The organism is Rhizobium sp. SEMIA 4085 (assembly GCF_013004495.1).
Lineage (GTDB): Bacteria > Pseudomonadota > Alphaproteobacteria > Rhizobiales > Rhizobiaceae > Rhizobium > Rhizobium gallicum.
The window spans coordinates 1-1,895 of sequence record NZ_JABEPH010000581.1; the positions used below are offsets into that span (position 1 = coordinate 1).

Here is a 1,895-nt window from a genome sequence, read left to right on the forward strand (position 1 = left end):
GCTTGAAAAAACAAAACGGATGCCGAGCATCGACACGATAGAGGATGGGGGCCGCGTCTGCTGGAGAATGCCCCGGCGGCTGTCGATCAAGATTATAGCCAGGTCCGCCGTCGACGCGCCGGTCACCATGTTGCGCGTATATTCCTCATGGCCGGGAGTGTCGGCGACGATGAACTTTCGCTTCGACGTGGCGAAGTAACGGTAGGCGACGTCGATGGTGATGCGCTGTTCACGCTCCGCCTCGAGCCCATCGAGAAGCAGGGCGAGGTCGATCTCCTTCCCGTTGGCGGCACCGACGCGCCCGAGATTTGCCAACTGATCCTCGAAGATCAGCTTCGCGTCGTAAAGCAAGCGTCCGATCAGCGTCGATTTGCCGTCGTCGACCGAGCCACACGTGATGAACCTCAGGATCGACTTTTTGTCGTGCTCGGTCAGATGCGCCTCGATGTCATGCGGCGGCACAGTTTGAAGATACGACATCAGAAGTACCCCTCCCGCTTCTTTTTCTCCATCGCCCCGACTTCGTCCGAGTCGATCAGGCGGCTTTGCCGTTCCGACGTGCGCACCGTCAGCATTTCCCGCAAGATGTCCGGAACCGTGGCAGCGTCGGATTCAACTGCGCCGGTCAGCGGATAGCAGCCGAGGGTGCGGAAACGCACCAGGCGCTCCGCGACCTCTTCTCCAGGCTGGATCGGCATGCGGCCGTCATCGATCATGATCAGCGCGCCGTCGCGCCGCACCACCGGCCGGCGCGCCGCGAAATAGAGCGGCACGATCGGAATCGTCTCGCGCAGGATATATTGCCAGATGTCGAACTCGGTCCAGTTGGACAGCGGGAAGACTCGCATCGTCTCGCCCGGCCCGACGCGCGCGTTATAGGTCTTCCACATCTCGGGCCGCTGATGCTTCGGATCCCAGCCATGCTGAGCGTTACGGATCGAGAAGATGCGCTCCTTGGCCCGCGACTTCTCCTCGTCGCGCCGCGCTCCGGCGAGCGCTGCGTCAAAACCGTATTTCTCCAGCGCCTGCCTGAGCGCCGTCGTCTTCATGGCGTGGGTGTGGACGTTGGACCCGTGGGTGAAAGGCCCAATTCCCTGATCGATCCCGTCCTGATTGACGTGCACCAGAAGGTCGAACTCGAGTTCGCGTGCCATCCGGTCACGAAACTCGATCATCTCCCGGAACTTCCATTTGGTATCAACGTGCAGGAAGGGAAAAGGTGGTTTGGCCGGGTAGAACGCCTTCATCGCCAGATGCAGCAAAACCGATGAGTCCTTGCCGATGGAATAAAGCACAACCGGGTTGGAAAACGTTGCAACGACTTCTCGAAGCACATGAATTGCTTCCGCTTCAAGACGTTGGAGGTTGCCAAGAGACATATTGATTATCCCTTTGGGACTAATGCGTCATCATCTCGAAGAATCTCGCGTAAGGTCCGTCTGCGAAGTGGCGCCGCAACGCGTCGAAATTCTCTACCGTTTCGTTCAGCGGCCGCGATTCCTGGCGCTCAAGGATCGCGCGGCCAGAAAGCTGATGCGATGGAACGCCCAAAAAATCCCAAATCGTTTCCAAGCATGCGGCGGGTTCACGAAGGAGCCTCTCGTACTCGATCTCAAGTAAGCTGGCCGAAGCGAACGCATGCTCGACCCGAGCGTGGAAATCGTCGGCGGCCTTGAAGTAGGCCTCGCAGGAGGCGATCGGCAACTCGACCCGTGGCGGCGGAGCCGCATCGTCATCCGAACTGAATTTCAGCCACTGGCGGGGGCGTCTTGTGTGGGCGTGGGGCCGGCAGGCAGCCCCCTGTAGTCCGTGGTGGGCGCAACCGTCAACGAACCCCGTCCCACGGCGCAGCCTGTCCCCACCGTCCGCACCCAGCCGAGCAGGGACACCCTAGC

General features: G+C 60.5%; 2 protein-coding genes and 1 pseudogene. All 3 read right to left on the reverse strand.

Annotated elements, in window-relative coordinates:
* A partial coding sequence (locus C9413_RS31215) for a GTP-binding protein (RefSeq protein WP_170251421.1) occupies positions 1-480 on the reverse strand: 480 nt, incomplete at its 3' end.
* Positions 480-1,379 carry a sulfate adenylyltransferase subunit CysD gene (gene cysD, locus C9413_RS31220; protein ID WP_040114229.1) on the reverse strand — a complete coding sequence of 300 codons (900 nt, stop codon included), beginning with the start codon at positions 1,377-1,379 and terminating at the stop codon, positions 480-482. The genes C9413_RS31215 and cysD, both read right to left, overlap by 1 nt.
* Positions 1,380-1,398: 19 nt before the next feature.
* Positions 1,399-1,770: pseudogene (locus C9413_RS31225) on the reverse strand (sulfotransferase); the annotation flags it as partial.
* Between the last annotated feature and the right edge of the window lie 125 nt (positions 1,771-1,895).